This is a genomic window from Amycolatopsis sp. DSM 110486 (genome assembly GCF_019468465.1).
Taxonomy (GTDB): Bacteria; Actinomycetota; Actinomycetes; order Mycobacteriales; family Pseudonocardiaceae; genus Amycolatopsis.
This window is the reverse complement of record NZ_CP080519.1, coordinates 7619050-7635844: the sequence shown is the minus strand read 5'-3', so window position 1 is coordinate 7635844 and position 16795 is coordinate 7619050. Positions and strand designations below refer to the sequence as shown.

Here is a 16795-nt window from a genome sequence, read left to right as displayed (position 1 = left end):
CAGGACCTGATCGCAGCGCTAGGATCCGCGAAGTGCTGACGGTGCTCGGGTGGCTCACGCTCGTAGTGTGGCTGGGACTCGCCTTCGGCCACGGCTGGTTCTGGCGAACGGACCAGCGGTTGCCGCCGTCGGCGCGGCCGGGCGAGTGGCCGTCGGTGGCGATCGTGGTGGTACCCGCGCGCGACGAGGCGGCCGTGCTCCCGACGACGTTGCCCGCCCTGCTCGCGCAACGGTATCCGGGCGAGGCACGCGTGATCCTCGTCGACGACGACAGCAGCGACGGCACCGGCGGCCTCGCCCGGCGGCTCGGGGGCGCGCCCGACGCGCTGCCGCTGACCGTGGTGACGCCGGATCCGTTGCCGGCGGGCTGGACGGGCAAGCTGTGGGCGGCCGCGCGTGGCATCGCCGAGGCGGGCACGGCGGAGTTCGTGCTGCTGACCGACGCGGACATCGAGCACGGACCGGGTTCGCTCGAAACCCTCGTGGCGGCGTGCGGTGAGCACGACCTCGTGTCGCAGATGGCCGTGCTGCGCACCGAAACGCCGTGGGAACGGCTGATCGTGCCGGCGTTCGTGTACTTCTTCGCGATGCTCTACCCGTTCCGGCGCGTGAACAACCCGCGCTCGCGGGTGGCCGCGGCCGCCGGCGGCTGCGTGCTTGTGCGCCGCGGCGCCCTCGAACGCGCCGGTGGCCTCGCGGCCGTCCGCGGCGCCGTGATCGACGACGTCGCCCTGGCCCGCGCGGTGTCCGCGACGGGTGGACGGACGTGGCTGGGGTTCGCGACGAACGTCCACAGTGTCCGGCCGTACCCGCGGCTTTCCGATCTGTGGCAGATGGTGGCGCGCACGGCGTACACGCAGTTGCGGCACTCACCGCTCGTGCTGGCGGGCACCGTGGTCGGCCTGGCTCTGGTGTTCCTCGCTCCCCCGGTACTGACGTTCGCCGGCCCGTCTTGGCCGGCGCTGGCGGCGTGGGTGCTGATGGCGGCGACGTTCGTGCCGATCGCGCGCTACTACCGGCAGTGGCCGGTGCTCGGCGCGCTGCTGCCGGTGACGGCGTTGCTGTACACGTTGATGACGCTCGATTCGGCGCGCCGGCACTTCGCCGGCCGTGGTGCCGGGTGGAAGGGGCGGAACTACTCGTCCACTTAGGACTCTTCGCGGTTCAGCGAGCGGCCCAGGGTCCAGATCGACGCGCCGAGCAGCACCACGTCCTTGAGCAGGAACTGGCCGACCGGCGACAACGCGGGGAAGCCGCCCGCCGCCGCGTCGCCGACGCCGGGGGTCGTGAGGAAAAAGCTGAGCGTGGTCAGGAAAATCAGGACCCCGAGCGCACTGCCCACAGCGGACACCCGGGGCGCCCACGGGCCGGCGGCGATGAGAACGGCGGCGCCGAACTCGACCGCGCCGAGGACGATCGCGAGGGCTTGCGGGTCCAGGACGTGGTTCGTCCAGCTCAGGAACGGGCTGTGCGAGACGTACTGCTGGATGCGCGTGGCTTCCGAAGCCGTCAGCTTGAGCACCGCGATCCACGCGACGACCAGCACGAGCCCGTGGCGCACGACGAGCCCGCCCACGGCCTCGACGCGTCGTCCCAGTGTGACCCGAGAAGCCACGGGCTCCCCCTTCGTCGTGATCGGATGTCCGGCCGACGGTAACCAAGATCAGCTCGGAGGCCGAGGTGGCGGAGCCTTACGAATCGCTGACGTGATCATGACCGTCCACATCGGATCGGTTGACAGTCTCCGGCGCTGCGAGTCATTATGAACACCTGTTCATGAACATGTGTTCACTACACTCGAGGAGGAGCTCATGACCGGGATCGTCAACACGGCGCAGGCGGAGGCGTGGAACGGCTACGAGGGTGGGCACTGGGCGGAGCACGCCGATCGCTACGACGCGGTGAACAGCGGGTTCAACCCGTTTCTGCTGGCCGCGGTCGGTCCGGGCGACGACGTGGTCGACCTCGGGTGCGGCACGGGGCAGCTGACGCGGCTCGCGGCGGAGCGGTCCGGGTCCGGCCGGGTGCTGGGCGTCGACCTGTCCGGGCCGATGCTGGCGACGGCACGGGCCCGGAGTGCGGCGAACGTGGTGTTCGAGCAGGGTGACGTGCAGGTTCATCCGTTCGCCGAGGGGTCGTTCGACGTCGCGTTGAGCCGGTTCGGGGTGATGTTCTACGCGGATCCGGTGGCGGCGTTCGCCGGGGTGCGCCACGCGCTTCGGCCGGGTGGGCGGCTCGCGTTCGTGTGCCTGACCGAGCTGGCAGGAACCGACCTCGGGACCGTGTTCGGCGCACTGGCCCCACTGCCTTCGGGCAGCGGGCCGACGTCGCTCGCCGATCCCGCGCACACGCGCTCGGTACTGGCGGAGGCGGGGTTCCGCGACGTCACGTGCACGCGGGTCGAGGCCGATCAGGTCTGGGGCCGCGACGTGGCCGACGCGGCGGAGTTCATCGCCGGCTGGGGCCCGGTCCGGCACCACGCGCGGGACGCCGAAACCGCCCTGGCGGAGGCATTGCGACCGTTCGCCGAACCCGGCGCCGTGCGGCTGCAGGGCGCGGCGTGGCTCGTCACCGCCAGCCGGTGAATACGATGGCGGCGATGTCACCGAGAACAGCAGCCGCCCTGCGCTACGGGGACCGCAGCCTGCGCGAGCACCTCATCGCGACGGCCGGCGCGCTCATGGCCGAGGAAGGCGCGGCGAAGCTGACGGTCCGCGCGATCGCCCGCCGCGCCGGCGTCGCGGACGGCGTGTTGTACAACCACTTCGCCGACAAGGAAGAACTCCTGGCGCACGCGCTGCGCGCCCACGTCCGCGACGCCGAACGCGAGCTGGGCGACCTGCCGACTCCCGGAGAAGGCACGGTCGAGGCCAATCTCCGCGCGCACCTCACCTACGGGCTCGCCCTGCACCGCGCCATCCTGCCCACATTCGCCGGCCTGCTCGCCCACCAGGCGGTGCTCTCGCGCTTCGCGTCCCTCACCCCCACGGGCACCGAATGGCGCGACCGCCTCCTGACCTACCTCCACGCGGAACGCGACCTGGGCCGGCTCTCCCCCGCCGCCCACCTCGACGCCGCCGCGGCCCTGCTCGTCGGCGCGTGCCACGAGACGGTGTTCTCCGCGCTGGTCCCCCACGCGGGCCCGACCGCGGCACCGTCGGTCGACGACGTGGTGGCGACGGTGCTCGAGGGCATCGGCGCCTGAGCATCACTCCGCCGCGGCGACCACGAAACTGGCCAGCTGAGCCAATCGGGAACGTTGCACCTCGGTAAGTCCGGCGGTCAGCGCCACCAGCCGGCGCCCCACCTCCGCCTCACCCTCGCGCGCCAGTGCGTGCCCCTCGGGGGTGAGCGACACGAGCACGCCGCGGCCGTCATGCGGGGCCGGGGTGCGCTGGACCAGACCGCGGCGTTCGGCGCGGGTGACGAGGCCCGTGGTGCTCGACTTGTCGAGCTCGAGGTGCCGCGCGAGCTCCTGCATGCCCGGCGTGCGGTCGCGCAGGATGCCCAGCAGGCGCAGCTGCACGAGCGACTGGCCGTGCTCGGCGGCGACGTGGGCGAGCTCGCCCTGGACCAGGAAGGACAGCTGCGCCAGGCCGTCGACGATGCCCAGGTCCGGTGGTTGCTCCATGGGCGACAGCGTACTTGACGTAGTACGTGACACAAACTAATTTGGTTTGTGCCACGTACTAAACCGAAGGAGAACCGCCGCGTACGCAGCTGTCGCGCGGTCGTTCGAACGGCCGCCCCGCTACGAAGAGTTCGAGACGCCCGAAGCCGCCGGCGGGCACCTGCTCACGGAGGTGCCCGCGGCCGGCCTGCACCCGCGCGTGCGGTCCGGCGCGGGCGGCACGCACTACACCAGTGACGGGCGCCTGCCGATGGTCCCGGGTGTCGACGGGGTCGGCCGGCTGCCCGACGGGCGGCGCGTGTACTTCGTCGCCGGCGACGACGTGCCCGGGACGATGGCCGAGCGCGCGGTGGTCGATCCACGGCGCGCGGTGGAGCTGCCCGCCGGAGCCGACGCCGTGGTGGTCGCGGCCGCGATGAACCCGGCGATGTCGTCGTGGGTGGCGTTGCGGCGGCGGGTCGAGTTCGAGCCGGGGCAGAGCGTGCTGGTGCTCGGCGCGACGGGCAACGCCGGGCGGCTGGCGGTGGAGGTCGCGCGGCACCTCGGGGCCGGCGAGGTCATCGCGGTCGGGCGGGATCCGCGGCGGCTGGAGCTGCTCACCACGCTCGGTGCGACCCACGTCGTTTCAACCGCGGACGCGGACAAGCTCGCCGCGGACGTCGACGTCGTGCTCGACTACACCTGGGGCGCCCCGGCCGAGCTGGCGATGCGGGCGCTCGTCACCCACCGCGCCGAGCGCAGCAAACCACTGGCCTGGGTGCAGATCGGCTCCCCCGCCGGCGCCGACGTCACGCTGCCCTCGGCCCTGCTGCGCGCGGCGAACCTGCGGATCATGGGCAGCGGTCAGGGTTCGCTGACCGCCGCCGGCATCGTCGCCGAACTGCCGTCGCTGCTCGACGAACTCGCCGCCGGCACCTTCACCACCGCCGCGAAAGCCGTCCCGCTCACCGACGTCAAGAGCACCTGGACGACGCCGTCCGACCCCCGCGAGCGGATCGTCTTCACACCCTGAGCCCTCGGCGCGGGCCCGTGCGCCGGTCCCCCATGCTGTGGCCGGGGCTTTCCGCTGCTGACCGCGAACCCTAGTTGTCCGCGACGGCGCCGTAGTGCTTGGCGAGGCTGGCGAACTTCGGCCCGCGTCGACGCGTCGCCCGCTGGACGAGCTGAAGCATGGTGCGCTTGCCGAGTGGCTGGTAGCGGACCCAGTCGGGCGCGAGGTCGCGCGCCTCGCCGAGCCAGCCGAGAGCCGCTTGGTCTCGTCGGAGCACAGCCGCCGCAGCGGCAAGGAACAGCCGGTGTCCGGCCTCCCAGAACGCGGGCACGTCGCTGCCGTCCACCTCCGGCACTGTGCCCGCGAGCACGAGGGCACGTTCCGGGTCGCCAGCGCGGACAGTGAAATCTACGCGTTGCAGCGCGGCGACACGGGGCCGAAGATCGCAGCTTCAGTCGCGGTGTCCCCGCGCGATCGGACGGCGGCCGCGTGCGCCGCTGCGAGGAGGTCGTCGGCGCGGCCCCTGCTGCCGTTGTTGAGCGCTGCGGTCGCGGCGTTGAAGAGGAGGTTGCCGAACACGCCGGCGCGAGTGGGGTCACGGTCGAGCATGCGGGGTTCGATCACCGCGGCAGCCTCGGTCGCGACGCGCTCGGCGTCTTCGGACAGTCCCTGGCGAACCAGAGTCCAGGCGAGGTAGCGGAGCGAGATCGCTCGTTCCACATCCGGGGCTCGGATTCGCCGGCAACCTGGACCGCGCGCGCGGCCGCGGTGTAGGCGAGGTCGTCGAGCCCGATCCGGCCGGCGATGCCGGCTCCGAGCCGGTAGGCGGTGGACAGCACGCGGTAGCCGCCGGCGCGTTCGTCGTCGCGCGCGTCGCGGACGACTCGGCGCGCGTCGGCGAGCACGAGCGGGAGCGCGTGGAGCAGCTCGGTGTGACGGCCGTCGACGTAGGCGCGCCAGGCCTGGTGTGCGGTATCCGTCAGCTCCGGCAGGGTAAGCAGGTCACGGGTGTCGGCGAGGTCGTCGAGGCCGGGGATCTGCGCGTCGTGGTTGATGGCGCGTCGCAGCGGAACCACGTCAACGTCGAGCGAGTGGGGCGCGGGCGCCTGGCCGAGCAACGCGTCCACGCTCACGCCGAGCGCGCCGGCGAGCTTCCGCAAGGTGGCCGGGCGGCTCTGGGTCCGCTTGCCTTGCTCGATGCGTGCAACGGTGTCGGAACCGACACCGGCCGCTTCGGCGAGCTGCTCCTGCGAGAGGTCCCGCGCGACGCGCAGCCGTGCGAGGTTGTCGGCGATTGGTGCGCCAGCCATGGTGCCCTCCCCCGGGAACCGACCGCCCCTAGTCCGTGATCGGCAAGCCATTCTCGCAGAACACGAAGCTTCCTCCGGCCCGCGCGGATTCGAGCGCTGCCCGAATCCGCCGTGCGAGCACCGGTTTCACCCGGTCGGCGGCCTCGTCGATGGGCAGCAGCTCCACCGAGAGGATCTCCGGATCGGTCAGCTTGAGCTGAGCAGCCTCGTCCTCGGTGATGATCCCACCGTCGAATATGAACGCCATGCCCTCGGGCATCCGGTCGTTGGCCGAGATGTAGTCGATGACCAACAGCGGGCCGAGGGGCCGGTCGATACCGACTTCCTCGGCGCGTTCGCGGCGCGCAGTTCGCCAGGGCGGTTCGCCTTCCTCGCAGGCGCCGCCTGGGATGTCCCAGTGCTCCTTGTACGACGGCTCGACGAGGAGAACGCGGTCGGCGGCGTCGCGGATCAGGGTTCCCGCGGACATCCGCTTCCGGTTGAGCGAGCGCACGTATTCGTCGAACGGGAGGAGGTCCACGCCCGGAGGGTACAGGCGCCGCGCCGCAGGACCTGATCTATGCCATTCGCGCCTAGTTCGCGCGACTCCTCGCCCCGAAATGATTGTTACTGGCTGTGTTCCAAACAATTACTCTCGGAAATACTTACTGCATGACGGCGTTGATCTACATCGACCCGACGGCGATCCACCCCGTGATAGACGGCGTGTGGCACCGCACCACGCTAACGGCCATTCCGGCCCCGGGCGACGGCATCACGATGCTGTGCGGCGAGTCGGCGGCCGCCGAGTTCGAGCCGCTCAAGCAACGCACGGCACATGGTGTGCCGACCCAGTGCCCGTACTGCGATGTGGCCTACCGCCGCGCCCTCGGCTGGTCCATACCGGCGAACCATCCAGGTCTGCACCGCCGGCCACGAGCGCTCCCGCGGCCGCGCTGATGGGCGTCTGGATCCAAGACGACGGCACCGAGGTCCTGACCGATCCCGACACCGGCACCGTGATCGAAGACGACAAGTGATCGCCGAGCGGTCCACCTGAACCACCCGATCTCCGGCCGCCGCGCTGTGCCCCGACCCCGCGCGGCGGCCGGGTTCCACCTGCCCATTTTTCGACAACACCGAAAGAGGACAGCAGATGGCAAAGGAACGAAATACCGCCGGCACCGGACCGACCCTGCCGGTATCGGGCAAGAACCACCGAACGACCCGACCGACGGAGAACAACTCCGCCCCACAGCCCCGACCGATCCAGCCACCGCCGCCGGACGACAGGCCGAAGCGGTGACCGAGCCACCGAATCGGCCGCGCGACACCCGCAGCTGCCTTGCCGGAGGACGGGAGGGCAACTGGGTGTTCGGGCCGTTGGAAAGTGGGCCGCCTCGGCAGCCGACCGGGCCCACACGCCCGGGTGGCGGCTACCGGTCCAGCCGGTTCCGGTGGCGTCCGGACCCGCCGGCGCAGGACGGCGAAGACTGACGGCGTGCGCATGCTCCGGTTACCATTTGGTCATGCGGACAGCCCGGGAAATGGACAAGCTGGCGTCGGCGTTCCTCGGCGGCGGTCACGGCGCACGCTTCTCGGCTGCGGATCTGCGCGCCGCGGTCGGCGTACACAACGCGCGCCTGTATCCCCTGCTGCAGCAGATGCGGCAGCGTGGCTGGATCACCGACGAATGGCCCAAGTCCGATCCGCTTCGTCCGCACTGCTACCTGCTCACCGAACGCGGCCGGGAAGAACTCTCGGACGCCTAGTCAGCGGATCATGGGCAGCGGTCAGGGTTCGCTGACCGCCGCCGGCATCGTCGCCGAACTGCCGTCGCTGCTCGACGAACTCGCCGCCGGCACCTTCACCACCGCCGCGAAAGCCGTCCCGCTCACCGACGTCAAGAGCACCTGGACGACGCCGTCCGACCCCCGCGAGCGGATCGTCTTCACACCCTGAGCCCTCGGCGCGGGCCCGTGCGCCGACCTTTCACGAGCTCGGTCTCCATCGCGTCCGAAGTGGACAGCGACGGGGCTCCGGCGGGTCATCCGCAGCAGGTGATGCCGTCGACGCCGCGGGTTCGCAAGGTGGGGCATCGAGGAGAGGGGCCCCGATGGCCACGGGATCGAAGAGCGTCTCCGCTTCCGCCGTCGTACTGCCACTCGCGCTCGGGCAGTTCATCGCGAGCTACGCGGCGACGAACATGAACGTGGCGATCAGCACGATCGCCGACGACCTCGGCACGTCGGTCATCAGCATCCAGACGGCGATCACGCTGTTCACGCTCACGATGGCCGCGCTGATGATCCCCGGCAGCAAGCTCACGGACTTCCTCGGCCGCAAGGTCTGCTTCATCGCGGGCCTCGTGATCTACGGCTCGGGCGCGCTGCTCTCGTCGTTCGCGCAGGGCATCGGGCTGCTGATCGTGGGGTACTCGCTGCTGGAGGGCATCGGGTCGGCGCTGCTGATCCCGCCGATCTACATCCTCGTCACGGTGGTGTTCGAAGACGTGAGCGCCCGCGCCCGCAACTTCGGGATCGTGAGCGGGGCGGCGGGGCTCGGGGCGGCGGCGGGGCCGCTGCTGGGCGGTCTGATCACGAGCTACCTCGGCTGGCGGGCGTCGTTCCTCTTCCAGGTGGCCGTGATCGTGCTGATCATCGTCCTCGCCTTGCGCATCGTCGACCCGCCGCTGGCCGAGCGCCCGCCGCACTTCGACGTGTGGGGCGCGGTGCTGTCGGCGGCCGGGCTGTTCTTCGTGGTCTTCGGCGTGCTGCAGAGCTCCACCTACGGGTGGCTCAAGTCGCGTGAGGACTTCACGATCGGTGGCACGGTGGTGATCCCCCAGGGCGGCATGTCGCCGGTGTGGATCTACGTCGCGATCGGGGTCGTGCTGCTGGCGATCTTCTTCCTGCATCTGCGGCGAGTGGAGCACGCGGGGCGCGCCCCGCTGTTCTCGCTGAAGATCTTCCGCAGCAAGGCGTCGAACCTCGGGCTCGTCACCCAGGTGCTGCAGTGGCTGGTCATGCAGGGCGCGTTCTTCGTGACGTCGGTGTTCCTGCAGCAGATCCGCGGCTTCAACGCGATCGAGACGGGGCTGGTGCTCGTGCCCGCCACCATCGGCATCCTCGCCGCGTCGGCCCTCGCGGGACGGATGTCGCGGCGCCACTCGTTGCGCAGGCTGATCCGGGCCGGCTTCAGCTCCACCACGCTGGGCCTCGTGCTGATGCTGGTGCTCGTCCGGGAAGACTCGAGCGTCTGGACGTTCGCGCCCGGGCTGTTGCTGATGGGCATCGGGATCGGCGTGATGCTGACGGCGTCGGTCAACCTCGTGCAGTCCAGCTCGCCGGAAGAGGCGCAGGGCGACATCTCGGGTGTGTCGCGCAGCGTGTCGAACCTCGGCTCGTCACTGGGCACCGCGCTGGTCGGCTCCGTGCTCGCCGGCGCGGCCGTCCCGGGCAACGGGCCGTTCGGCATCGCCCTGATCATGCTCGTGTGCCTCGCCCTCGTCGGGGTGGTCACGGCGCTGCTGATCCCGAAGCACGCCAAGCGGTAACCGCGAACGGCTGTGCTGCACGGCCGTCAGGATCACTCGCAACGCGACGCCGACCACCAGCAGGTTCGCGATCATCTGCGCCGTGACCAGCAGGCGCGCGGCCTGCGTCACGGGCACGATGTCACCGAACCCGACCGTCGCGAACACCGTGACCACGAAGTACAGCGAGTCGGTGCGGTTCAGCGGCACGTCGAAGCTCTGGGGCACGTTGTAGTCCAGCACGTAGTAGACGTTGGCGAACACCAGCAGGAACAGCGGCACCACCAGCGCCAGCGCCTGGATCCCCTGCAACGCCGGGCGCGTGGAGCGCAGGATCGCGCGCGCCTCGACCACCACCAGGACCGCGACCAGCGTGACCCCGACGACGAGCCCCACGATCGTCCACACGTCGAGCTGCCGGTCCAACGGGAGCAGGTAGTACACGGCGATGAGCGTCGCCACCGTCAGCACAGGGCGCAGCACACCCGGGCCGAGCAGCTGCCGCGCCTTCACCGCCCGGACTCGGCCTTGACCGCACCCGTCTTGATGGCCTTGGCCAACGCCGCGTGGTCCTTCTCGTTCTGGTCGGCGTAGTCGCGCGTGAACTCGGCGATCGCCTGGTCGAACGAGTCACCGGAACCGACGTAGGCGCCGATCGCGACGCTGTCGCCGGTGCGGGCGTGGGCGCGCGCGAGCGTCCAGGCGCACAGCATGCCGTAGGTGCGCAGGTCGCGCGGGTCCATCGTCTCGACGTCGGCCGAGCCCTTCCAGTCGCGCAGCTGGCGCAGGTAGAAGTCGCGCGGGCGGCCGTCGACGCCGGTCACGTGGACCCAGCCGAGGAAGATGTCGCTCACCGTCTGCATCAGCCGCTGGCCCACGACCACGCGGCGCCCCGCGTTGTCGTAGTCGCTGGGCCCGGCGAACTCCTCCAGCACCGACGGGCCGGCTTCCTTCGCCTGCAGGAACAAGGGGTCGCGGTCGTCGTTGCCGAGCAGCAGGACCATCCAGCACCGCGTGCCGACGCTGCCGACGCCCACGACTTTGTGCGCCATGTCCACGATCCGGTAGCGGTCCAGCAGCACACGCCGCTCGGGTTCCAGCGTGGCACGGTAGGCCTCCAGGATCGAGCCCAGCTGCATGCGCACCTCCTCGACGGCCGTCTTGGTGTGCCCGAGCTCCTCGATGGGCAGCACGATCGGCGGGTCGGGCTTGATGTGCACCGTGCCGTCGGCGACGGACGTGAAACGGCGCAGGGCGCCGAGGTTGTCGTGCGCCTGAGCCGAGGCCATGCCCTTCTCGATCATCCGGCGCCGGTGCCCGCCCAAGCGGTCGGCATACAGGGCCTTCACCTGATCGACATCGGCGTGGGCGTACCAGACGTCGAGCGCGGTGCGCTCGCCGAATCCCCGCATCGCCTCGCGGTACTGCGCGACCGTCGCGGCCACCACGCCGCGGCACTGGCGGGCGGAGAACCCGTTGTGCCGGCTCGCGATCTCGAGGCTCGCCGCGAGGCGCTTCACGTCCCACTCCCACGGGCCGGGCAGGGTCTCGTCGAAGTCGTTGATGTCGAACACGAGCTTGCGTTCCGGCGAGGCGAACACGCCGAAGTTGATCAGGTGCGCGTCGCCGCACGCCTGCACCCGAAGCCCGCTCACCGGCGTCCCTGACAGGTCACTCGCCATCGGCAGCGCGGCGCCGCGGAAGTAGGTGAACGGCGACACCGCCATGCGCCCGTAGCGGATCGGCAGCAGTTCCTTGACCCGCGTTTCGTCCTGGCGGGCGAGCAGTTCCAGCGGATCGGGGCGGCCGCGTGCGCGCGTGAACCCTGCGTGGCTCGACCGCGGAGCGGCCGCACGGGCCGCCTTGCCCCGGGCGATCCGGTCTTCCCGGGATTCGACCGTCGAACGTCGTGAGGTGAGCACCATCGAGGCAGCTTCACCCGCCGGCGAGCGCCTTTCCTCCCCCGCACGGGGTGAGACGAGGCATCATCCGGACGGGGTGACGACACGGGGCCGCCCGCCCACGCAGGGTCGGCGCATGACCGGCCCTGCTCCGTCGCTCGCCCGGCGCGCGTGCGCTCTGGGCGCCCTTCTCGCGCTGGCCGCCGCGATCGTCGTGGCGGTCATCGCCGCGGTCAGCAGCCCGGTGCAGCTGGTGCTCGCCGTGGTGCTGCTGGTGATTGCCACGATCGCGGCCTGGGCCGCGCTGGTCCGCCATGGGCTCGCGCGGATCGTGCTCGCCGTCGTGGCGGTCCTCGCGCTCGCCGCGATCGTCCTGCTGCCGGACCTGCGCACGTTTGTGGTGCTGCCGCTGGTCCTCGGGCTGATGGTGCTCGCGGCGCTGGCCGCCCGGGTGGCGATCGGCCACGACCTGGCCCGGCGCGTCCGGGCCGACCGCGTCGGCCCCGCGCGCCACGGCGTGCTGCTGATGAACCCCCGCTCCGGCGGCGGGAAGGTGGCGCAGTTCGACCTCGAACGCGAGGCGCGCAAACGTGGCATCACCCCCGTCGTGCTGCGCCGCGGCGACGACCTGCGGGAGCTCGCCGAAGAGGCCGCCAACCACGCGGACGTGCTCGGGATGGCCGGCGGCGACGGCTCCCAGGCGCTGGTCGCCGACGTCGCGCGCCGCCACGGGCTGCCGTATGTGTGCGTGCCCGCCGGCACGCGCAACCACTTCGCCCTCGACCTCGGGCTCGACCGCGAGAACGTGACCGCCGCCCTCGACGCGTACGGCGAAGCGGCCGAGCACCGCATCGACCTCGCGCTGATCGGCGACCGGGTGTTCGTGAACAACGCTTCGCTCGGCGTCTACGCCACGGTGGTCCAGTCGCCGGGCTACCGCGACGCCAAGGTGTCGACGGTGGCCGGGCAGCTGCCGCAGCTGCTGGGCCCCGACTCCGAGCACTTCGACCTCCAGTACCGCGTGCCCGGCGAGGACGATCGCCCGCCGGCCGACATCGTGCTCGTGTCCAACGGCGCCTACCGCCTCGACCGCCTCAGCGGCTTCGGCTCGCGCGAACGGCTCGACAGCGGCTCCCTCGGCATCGTCACCGTGAGCGTCGACCGGGCGCGCGACCTGCCGGCGCTGGTCACCGCGGAGCTCACCGGCCAGCTCGCCCGCTACCCCGGCTACCGGGAGTGGCAGGCCGAGGAGTTCGTGGTGAGCTCGGGACAGTCCCTTGTGGACATCGGCGTCGACGGCGAAGCCCTTCAGCTGGAACCACCGCTGCGGTTCCGCACGCTGCCCGGCGCGCTGCGCGTGCGCGTGCCGCTGGACGCGCCCGGCGTCGCCCCCGCGGCGGCCTCGCCCAAGGGCATGGGCGAGGCGCTGCGCGTGGTGTTCCGCGTGCTCGCCGGACGGCCGGCCCGCTGACGTCCGGAAAGAACGCTTTCATCCGCACCGGGCGAAGCGCCCGTGAGCCCGGCCGTCGAAGATGTCCGCGGCCAGGAGAAGGGACCCGACCATGAGCCATCACGCTGTGCGCCCGGCCGCACCCGAGGCCGCTGCCGAGGAGTCCGGCTGGGCCAGCTGGATCTTCTTCGGTGCCACGATGATGTTCCTGCTCGGCAGTTTCACCCTGGTCGAAGGGCTCACGGCGCTGCTCGACCCGCAGTACTACGCCGTGACCCCGCACGGGACCCTGCTGTTCGACCTCACCGGCTGGGGCTGGGTGCACCTCGTGCTGGGCGCGGCCGCGGTGCTCACGGCGCTCGGGCTGTTCGCGCGGGCGAGCTGGGCGCGTTACCCCGGCGTCGCGATCGCCGGGCTCAGCGCCTTGGCGCACCTGACTTTCCTGCCCGCCGCGCCGTTCTGGGCGCTGGTCGTGCTCACCCTCGACGTGCTGGTCATCTGGGCGCTGGTCGCACATGCCCCCGACGCACTCCGAACCCGCCCCAGCCGTCGCTGAACCGGCGACGCACCCTCGCGGCGCGCTGATCGCGTGGGCCTGGAGCCTCGCGCAGCGCCATCTTTCGCGCGAACTGCCCCGGCGGTGGCAGCACGTGCAGGGAGTCGCGAAGTGCGGGCGGCAGATCGGGCCGAGTCTGCTGCACGCCGGCGAGGAAGAGCTGCTCGTGGCGGCCGCGCTCCTGCACGACATCGGCTACGCGGCCGGGCTCGTCGTGTCCGGCTACCACCCGCTCGACGGCGCCCGGTTCCTCGTCGCGGTGTCGGCACCGCCCCGGCTGGTCAACCTCGTGGCCCAGCACTCGGCCGCCCAGTTCATCGCCGAGGAGCGCGGGCTCGGGGCCGAACTCGCCCGCTACCCGGACGAGCGCACCGTGCTGCGCGACGCCCTGTGGTTCTGCGACATGCGCACGACCCCGGACGGCGGCCCGACCGACTTCGCCGAGCGCATCGCCGGCATCCGCGCCCGCCACGGCTCCGGCTCACCCCTCGTGCGCGCGCTCGACGCCGGCGCACAGGCCGCCCGGCACGACGCGGTGCGGCGCACCGAGCTGCGGCTGGGTGCCGCGGCGGTGCGGCGGCGGGTCTCACCCCGCAGGGGCGAGGCGGACGGGGCCGCGCCGGGCGACGGTGGCGTCGGCGCGGCCCGCGAACCCGACAGGAGAGCACGATGACGACGCTGACGGTGTGGAAGTTCGACAGCCCCGACGGAGCCGACAACGCGGTGGACACCCTCCGGAGCCTGGCCAAGCAGGAACTGATCTCGATCCACGACGCGGCCACCGTGTCGTGGAAACCTGACGCCAAGAAGCCGAAGACCCGGCAGCTGCGCAACCTCACCGCCGGCGGCGCGATGAGCGGGATGTTCTGGGGCATGCTGTTCGGCCTGATCTTCCTGATGCCGCTCATCGGCGCCGCCATCGGCGCGGCCACCGGTGCGCTCGCCGGATCGCTGACCGACGTCGGCATCGACGACGACTTCATCAAGTCCGTGCGCGACAAGGTCACCCCCGGCACCTCGGCCCTGTTCCTGATGTCCAGCGACGCAGTGGTCGACAAGGTGAAGGCCGCGATCGAGGCCGGCGGCCACAAGCCGGAGCTGCTGCAGTCCAACCTGTCCGCGGAGCAGGAAGCCGCGCTGCGGGAAATGATGTCGAGCTGATCGGATCGGACCGGTCATGTCGGATAGCACGGACCACCTCATCGAGCCGACCGCGGACGAGCGGGCCGAGCTGGAACAACTGCGGCTCGAAGTGGCCCGGCTGCGGGCCACCCGCGAACGCCGCCACCTCAGCTGGCGGCCGATCGTGTCCTCGATCCTCATCGTGCTCGGCTGCATCCTCGCGCCGCTCGCGCTCGCGTCGGTGTGGGTGAACAACCAGATCTCCGACACCGACCGGTTCACCGCCACGATGAGCCCGCTGATCCGCGACCCGGCGGTGCAGGCGGCCGTGACCGACCGGGTCACCGAGACCATCTTCACGAACATCAACGTGCAGGCCATCGCGACCGACGCCGTCGGCGCGCTCGCGGCCCAGGGCGTCCCGCCGGCCGTCACCGACCGGCTGGAGGCCCTGACCGGTCCGCTCGCGTCGGGCGTGCAGAGCTTCGTGCACGGCCGTGTCGCGACCCTCGTCGCCAGCGACCGGATCGCGCAGACCTGGGACCGTGTGATCCGCACAGCCCACCAGCAGGCGGTCGCCGTGCTCGACGGGTCGGCGTCGGCCATCGCGATCCAGGGCGACAAGGTCGTGCTCGACCTCGCGCCGTTCATCGACGACGCGAAGCAGCAGCTCGCCGCCGACGGGCTCACCATCGTGAACCGCATCCCCGAGGTCCACCCGACGATCGAGGTCGCCGACGCGGCCGGCCTGGTGAAAGCGCGCTCGTGGTACACCACCTTGGACCGGCTCGCGACGTGGCTGCCGTGGATCGCGATCGTGCTGCTCGCCGCGGGCGTCTACATCGCCCGGCACAAACGACGTGCGCTCATCGGCGCCGCGCTCGGGTTCGCGTTCAGCATGCTGGTCCTCGCGATCGGGCTCGCGATCGGGCGCACCATCGTCGTCGACGCGGTCCCGAGCCGCTCGGCGGCACCGGTCTCGGCGGCGTTCGACATTGTGCTGCGGTTCCTGCGCGACGGTCTGAGAACCCTGTTCGCGGTCGGGATCGTGGTGGCGCTCGGGGCCTTCCTCGCCGGTCCTTCGTCCACCGCCGTCCACATCCGCCAAGGCGTGGTCAAGGGACTGACGTGGCTGCGCTCGCGCAGCGGCCTGCGCGCCACCGGCCTCGGCAAGTGGGTGCACTCCTACCGCGTGGCCCTGCGCGCCGGTGCCGTCGCGATCGCCGTGCTCGTGTTCCTGTTCCTCGATCGGCCGAGCGGGCTCGCGGTGCTGCTGATCGCCCTCGTTCTGCTGGTGGTCCTCGCCGTGATCCAGTTCCTCGACGTCCCCGGCGACCGGCCGGCGGCGACCGGCTGAAGGGGGACGCCGTGAACGACGAGCCCGACCACGTCGGCGCGGTGCTGGGGCTGGGCGCGGTGGCGCTCAAGGCCGGCTGGTGGGCGTCCACCCCGCTGCGGCGGGCGGGCTGGGCCGTGCTGACGACCGCCGTACCCGAGGACGTGGCGCGCCGCGCGGTGCGGGACGTGGTGACCGCGGCCGCCGCGGCCGTGCTCGACGCGGTCGACCTGCCGAAGCTGGTCGGTGAGCACGTGGACCTCGACGCAGTGCTCGCCGAGGTCGACGTGGCGGCCGTGGTGTCCACACTGGACTTCGGTGACCTCGTGGCCGCGATGGACCTGCCTGAAGTCGTGCGGCAGTCGAGCGGAACCGTTGCGGGCGAAGCGATCCGGGGCGTGCGGGGTGCCGGGGTGAACGCCGACGACGCCGTGGCCCGCGTGGTCGGCCGCGTGCTGCGGCGCCGTGGTGACCGGCCCGCCTGAGGGGCCGGCGGGCATCGTCACGCGCCTGGTCGCCGCCCTGCTCGACGCGGCCGTGACCGGGCTGCTCACGTTCGGCGGCTACTTCGCGGTGGTGGCGGCGCTGTTCGCGGCCTCGCCGCTGTCGTTCCGGTGGCCCGCGGCACCGCCGGCACTGGCCGGCGGGATCTCCGCGGCCGTCGCGATCGTGTACCTCACGGTCAGCTGGGCCACCATCGGCCGCAGCTACGGCGGGGCACTGCTCGGCCTCCGCGTCCTGGGCCGCGGCCGGCGCCTGGGCTGGGTCCGCGCCGCGGCCCGAGCGCTGTTCTGCGTGGTCTTCCCGATCGGGCTGCTGTGGGTGATCGTGAGCCCCCACCGCCGGTCCCTGCAGGACGTCGTCCTCCGGACGACGGTCGTCTACGACTGGGAGAACGACGGTGGAGCGCGGGTGTCCACAAAGGACTCCGTATAGGTCGTTATACGATCCGGTGACCGGCCTCGAGAAGACGATTGTCAGGGA

22 protein-coding genes and 1 pseudogene are annotated in these 16795 nt (G+C 71.6%); 15 read left to right on the top strand and 8 right to left on the bottom strand.

All coding sequences use genetic code 11. The annotated features are described in order from the left end of the window. The first annotated feature begins 32 nt into the window (after positions 1–32). The gene (locus K1T34_RS37015; protein WP_220239369.1) at positions 33–1151 is read left to right on the top strand and encodes a glycosyltransferase; all 1119 of its coding nucleotides are present in this window, start codon (positions 33–35) and stop codon (positions 1149–1151) included. On the opposite strand, the gene K1T34_RS37010 is transcribed toward K1T34_RS37015, so the two are convergent. Then, on the bottom strand, positions 1148–1615 hold the full coding sequence (locus K1T34_RS37010; RefSeq protein WP_220239368.1) for a YkgB family protein: 468 nt from the start codon (positions 1613–1615) through the stop codon (positions 1148–1150). The two genes, K1T34_RS37015 and K1T34_RS37010, sit on opposite strands and share 4 nt — an antisense overlap. A 196-nt stretch (positions 1616–1811) precedes the next feature. Here K1T34_RS37010 and K1T34_RS37005 point away from each other — a divergent pair, with 196 nt between their 5' ends. Together K1T34_RS37005 and K1T34_RS37000 are read left to right on the top strand one after the other, a co-directional pair. After that, complete coding sequence (locus tag K1T34_RS37005; RefSeq protein ID WP_220239367.1) at positions 1812–2585, top strand: class I SAM-dependent methyltransferase; 774 nt, start codon at positions 1812–1814, stop codon at positions 2583–2585. A gap of 14 nt (positions 2586–2599) precedes the next feature. Further along, the gene (locus K1T34_RS37000) at positions 2600–3205 is read left to right on the top strand and encodes a TetR/AcrR family transcriptional regulator (RefSeq protein WP_220239366.1); all 606 of its coding nucleotides are present in this window, start codon (positions 2600–2602) and stop codon (positions 3203–3205) included. 3 nt (positions 3206–3208) lie between these two features. Here the strand turns inward: K1T34_RS37000 and K1T34_RS36995 are convergent, their stop codons facing one another. Beyond that, on the bottom strand, positions 3209–3631 hold the full coding sequence (locus K1T34_RS36995) for a MarR family winged helix-turn-helix transcriptional regulator (protein ID WP_220239365.1): 423 nt from the start codon (positions 3629–3631) through the stop codon (positions 3209–3211). Positions 3632–3677: 46 nt separating this feature from the next. On the opposite strand from K1T34_RS36995, the gene K1T34_RS36990 reads away from it, so the two are divergent. Further along, on the top strand, positions 3678–4643 hold the full coding sequence (locus tag K1T34_RS36990; RefSeq protein WP_220239364.1) for a zinc-binding alcohol dehydrogenase family protein: 966 nt from the start codon (positions 3678–3680) through the stop codon (positions 4641–4643). A 70-nt stretch (positions 4644–4713) separates the two neighbouring features. On the opposite strand, the gene K1T34_RS53735 is transcribed toward K1T34_RS36990, so the two are convergent. From K1T34_RS53735 to K1T34_RS36980, 4 genes are read right to left on the bottom strand one after another with little or no spacing between them, the layout of a single operon-like run. Then, positions 4714–4992 carry a hypothetical protein gene (locus tag K1T34_RS53735; protein WP_255637816.1) on the bottom strand — a complete coding sequence of 93 codons (279 nt, stop codon included), beginning with the start codon at positions 4990–4992 and terminating at the stop codon, positions 4714–4716. A 38-nt stretch (positions 4993–5030) separates the two neighbouring features. Next, positions 5031–5246 carry a hypothetical protein gene (locus K1T34_RS53730; RefSeq protein ID WP_255637815.1) on the bottom strand — a complete coding sequence of 72 codons (216 nt, stop codon included), beginning with the start codon at positions 5244–5246 and terminating at the stop codon, positions 5031–5033. Continuing rightward, positions 5243–5932, bottom strand: a complete 690-nt coding sequence (locus K1T34_RS53725; protein WP_255637814.1) for a helix-turn-helix domain-containing protein — start codon at positions 5930–5932, stop codon at positions 5243–5245. The genes K1T34_RS53730 and K1T34_RS53725 overlap by 4 nt, the downstream gene beginning before the upstream one ends. Positions 5933–5960: 28 nt before the next feature. Beyond that, positions 5961–6452 (bottom strand): NUDIX hydrolase, encoded by a 492-nt coding sequence (locus tag K1T34_RS36980; RefSeq protein WP_220239363.1) that lies wholly within the window; start codon positions 6450–6452, stop codon positions 5961–5963. Positions 6453–6583: 131 nt separating this feature from the next. On the opposite strand from K1T34_RS36980, the gene K1T34_RS36975 reads away from it, so the two are divergent. From K1T34_RS36975 to K1T34_RS36960, 4 genes are all read left to right on the top strand, one after another. After that, on the top strand, positions 6584–6871 hold the full coding sequence (locus K1T34_RS36975; RefSeq protein WP_220239362.1) for a hypothetical protein: 288 nt from the start codon (positions 6584–6586) through the stop codon (positions 6869–6871). 569 nt (positions 6872–7440) lie between these two features. After that, the gene (locus K1T34_RS36970) at positions 7441–7683 is read left to right on the top strand and encodes a PadR family transcriptional regulator (protein WP_220239361.1); all 243 of its coding nucleotides are present in this window, start codon (positions 7441–7443) and stop codon (positions 7681–7683) included. 10 nt (positions 7684–7693) lie between these two features. Next, positions 7694–7873, top strand: coding sequence for a hypothetical protein (locus K1T34_RS36965; RefSeq protein WP_220239360.1), 180 nt, complete (start codon positions 7694–7696; stop codon positions 7871–7873). Positions 7874–8027: 154 nt separating this feature from the next. Continuing rightward, the gene (locus K1T34_RS36960; protein WP_220239359.1) at positions 8028–9467 is read left to right on the top strand and encodes an MFS transporter; all 1440 of its coding nucleotides are present in this window, start codon (positions 8028–8030) and stop codon (positions 9465–9467) included. A 27-nt stretch (positions 9468–9494) separates the two neighbouring features. Here the strand turns inward: K1T34_RS36960 and K1T34_RS54775 are convergent. Both K1T34_RS54775 and K1T34_RS36955 read right to left on the bottom strand, forming a co-directional pair. Next, a pseudogene (locus tag K1T34_RS54775) lies at positions 9495–9710 on the bottom strand (potassium channel family protein); the annotation flags it as partial. 245 nt (positions 9711–9955) lie between these two features. Beyond that, positions 9956–11371, bottom strand: a complete 1416-nt coding sequence (locus tag K1T34_RS36955) for a DUF2252 domain-containing protein (protein ID WP_220239358.1) — start codon at positions 11369–11371, stop codon at positions 9956–9958. 112 nt (positions 11372–11483) lie between these two features. Between K1T34_RS36955 and K1T34_RS36950 the strand changes: the two genes are divergently transcribed. From K1T34_RS36950 to K1T34_RS36920, 7 genes are all read left to right on the top strand, one after another. Then, a complete protein-coding gene (locus K1T34_RS36950; protein ID WP_220239357.1) occupies positions 11484–12818 on the top strand; it encodes a diacylglycerol kinase family protein in 1335 nt (444 codons plus the stop codon). A gap of 91 nt (positions 12819–12909) precedes the next feature. Next, positions 12910–13353 (top strand): hypothetical protein, encoded by a 444-nt coding sequence (locus K1T34_RS36945; RefSeq protein ID WP_220239356.1) that lies wholly within the window; start codon positions 12910–12912, stop codon positions 13351–13353. Continuing rightward, positions 13313–14026: an HD domain-containing protein gene (locus K1T34_RS36940; protein ID WP_220239355.1), complete on the top strand. Its 714-nt coding sequence runs from the start codon at positions 13313–13315 to the stop codon at positions 14024–14026. Before K1T34_RS36945 ends, K1T34_RS36940 begins: the two co-directional genes overlap by 41 nt. Then, on the top strand, positions 14023–14514 hold the full coding sequence (locus tag K1T34_RS36935; protein ID WP_220239354.1) for a DUF1269 domain-containing protein: 492 nt from the start codon (positions 14023–14025) through the stop codon (positions 14512–14514). Before K1T34_RS36940 ends, K1T34_RS36935 begins: the two co-directional genes overlap by 4 nt. A gap of 16 nt (positions 14515–14530) precedes the next feature. Next, positions 14531–15832, top strand: a complete 1302-nt coding sequence (locus tag K1T34_RS36930; protein ID WP_220239353.1) for a hypothetical protein — start codon at positions 14531–14533, stop codon at positions 15830–15832. 11 nt (positions 15833–15843) lie between these two features. Next, a complete protein-coding gene (locus K1T34_RS36925) occupies positions 15844–16296 on the top strand; it encodes a hypothetical protein (RefSeq protein ID WP_220239352.1) in 453 nt (150 codons plus the stop codon). Further along, complete coding sequence (locus K1T34_RS36920; protein WP_220239351.1) at positions 16280–16747, top strand: RDD family protein; 468 nt, start codon at positions 16280–16282, stop codon at positions 16745–16747. Before K1T34_RS36925 ends, K1T34_RS36920 begins: the two co-directional genes overlap by 17 nt. Positions 16748–16795: the final 48 nt, after the last annotated feature.

Bases quoted from the DNA above. Each gene is read 5' to 3' on its own strand.
- K1T34_RS36965 (WP_220239360.1), top strand. From the start codon at position 7,694: ATGGGCAGCGGTCAGGGTTCGCTGACCGCCGCCGGCATCGTCGCCGAA.
- K1T34_RS36970 (WP_220239361.1), top strand. From the start codon at position 7,441: ATGCGGACAGCCCGGGAAATGGACAAGCTGGCGTCGGCGTTCCTCGGC.
- K1T34_RS36950 (WP_220239357.1), top strand. From the start codon at position 11,484: ATGACCGGCCCTGCTCCGTCGCTCGCCCGGCGCGCGTGCGCTCTGGGC.
- K1T34_RS36935 (WP_220239354.1), top strand. From the start codon at position 14,023: ATGACGACGCTGACGGTGTGGAAGTTCGACAGCCCCGACGGAGCCGAC.
- K1T34_RS37005 (WP_220239367.1), top strand. From the start codon at position 1,812: ATGACCGGGATCGTCAACACGGCGCAGGCGGAGGCGTGGAACGGCTAC.
- K1T34_RS36975 (WP_220239362.1), top strand. From the start codon at position 6,584: ATGACGGCGTTGATCTACATCGACCCGACGGCGATCCACCCCGTGATA.
- K1T34_RS36995 (WP_220239365.1), bottom strand. From the start codon at position 3,631: ATGGAGCAACCACCGGACCTGGGCATCGTCGACGGCCTGGCGCAGCTG.
- K1T34_RS37000 (WP_220239366.1), top strand. From the start codon at position 2,600: ATGTCACCGAGAACAGCAGCCGCCCTGCGCTACGGGGACCGCAGCCTG.
- K1T34_RS53725 (WP_255637814.1), bottom strand. From the start codon at position 5,932: ATGGCTGGCGCACCAATCGCCGACAACCTCGCACGGCTGCGCGTCGCG.
- K1T34_RS36960 (WP_220239359.1), top strand. From the start codon at position 8,028: ATGGCCACGGGATCGAAGAGCGTCTCCGCTTCCGCCGTCGTACTGCCA.
- K1T34_RS36940 (WP_220239355.1), top strand. From the start codon at position 13,313: ATGCCCCCGACGCACTCCGAACCCGCCCCAGCCGTCGCTGAACCGGCG.
- K1T34_RS36930 (WP_220239353.1), top strand. From the start codon at position 14,531: ATGTCGGATAGCACGGACCACCTCATCGAGCCGACCGCGGACGAGCGG.
- K1T34_RS36945 (WP_220239356.1), top strand. From the start codon at position 12,910: ATGAGCCATCACGCTGTGCGCCCGGCCGCACCCGAGGCCGCTGCCGAG.
- K1T34_RS36955 (WP_220239358.1), bottom strand. From the start codon at position 11,371: ATGGTGCTCACCTCACGACGTTCGACGGTCGAATCCCGGGAAGACCGG.